The 1,262-nt window shown below is 65.7% G+C and carries 1 protein-coding gene; it reads left to right on the top strand.

Going from position 1 to position 1,262, the window contains the following annotated elements; genetic code table 11:
- The first annotated feature begins 65 nt into the window (after positions 1 to 65).
- Positions 66 to 1,228, top strand: a protein-coding gene (locus J2X36_RS26760; protein ID WP_310355256.1) for an IS3 family transposase whose coding sequence is annotated in 2 segments (ribosomal slippage) — positions 66 to 327 and positions 327 to 1,228 — 1,164 coding nt in all. Because the reading frame shifts where the segments join, the coding sequence is not laid out codon by codon here.
- Positions 1,229 to 1,262: the final 34 nt, after the last annotated feature.

Below are 1,262 nucleotides of genomic sequence, written 5' to 3'. Positions count from 1 at the left end.
TGATCCGTCCCCACGGGAGTGGTCCGCCCTTTTGGTATGGCTATTGAGCCTGGAGGACGGACGAGATGGCGAAGCGACCTAAGCCAGAGGAGATCGTTGCCAAGCTGCGGCAGGCGGACGTGCTGATCTCACAAGGCCAGAGCGTGGCCGAGGCAATCCGCGCGATCGGCGTGAGCGAGGTGACCTACTATCGCTGGCGCAAAGAGTACGGGGGGCTGAAGTCAGGCCAGGTCCGGCGCATGAAGGATCTGGAGGCGGAGAACGCGCGGCTGCGCAAGGCAATTGCGGATCTGACGCTGGACAAGCTGATCCTGCAGGAGGCGGCCCGGGGAAACTTCTGAGCCCCGCGCGCCGGCGCGCCTGTGTCGAGCACGTGATGGACGTCCTGCACGTCTCCGAGCGCCGCGCCTGTCGGGCGCTCGGTCAGCATCGCTCGACACAGCGCAAGGTGCCGCGGGGCCGCGATGACGAGGCGGCGCTGACCGCCGACCTTGTCGAACTGGCAGAGAAGTACGGGCGCTACGGCTACCGCAAGATCAGCGCGCTGCTGAAGGCAGCCGGCTGGCTGGTCAACGACAAGCGGGTGGAGCGGATCTGGCGGCGCGAGGGGCTGAAGGTGCCGGCCAGGCAGCCCAAGCGTGGTCGGCTGTGGGAGGGGGACGGCTCCTGCCTCCGGCTACGGCCAGAGCACCCCAACCACGTCTGGTCGTATGACTTCGTCGAGGCGCGCACGCATGATGGGCGCAAGTTCCGGATGCTCAACGTCATCGACGAGTTCACGCGCGAGTGCCTGGCCATTCGGGTCGCCCGCAAGCTCAAGGCAGCGGACGTGATCGACGTGCTGTCCGATCTGTTCATCCTGCGCGGAGTGCCAAGCCACATCCGCTCGGACAATGGACCTGAGTTCATCGCCAAGTCTGTGCAGAGCTGGATCACGGGCGTCGGCGCCAAGACGGCCTACATCGCACCCGGTTCACCGTGGGAGAACGGTTACGTTGAGAGCTTCAACGCATGCCTGCGGGACGAACTCCTCAATGGCGAGATCTTCTACACGCTCAAGGAGGCACAGATCATGATCGAGAGCTGGAGACGTCACTACAACACGGTCAGACCGCACGGGTCATTGGGCTACCGACCGCCAGCCCCAGAGGTGTTCATGCCCGCCTTCGCCGGTTGGCCGGCCGCGCCGGCCAGACTGTCCGTGGTGGAGCGGCCGACCGTGCACTAACTTCCAACCTGGGCCACCGCGTGGGGGCGGACCA

This window comes from Methylobacterium sp. BE186 (genome assembly GCF_031457035.1).
Classification (GTDB): Bacteria; Pseudomonadota; Alphaproteobacteria; order Rhizobiales; family Beijerinckiaceae; genus Methylobacterium; species Methylobacterium segetis.
Note: the sequence above shows the minus strand (reverse complement) of the source record. Positions and strands in the feature narration are given on the sequence as shown.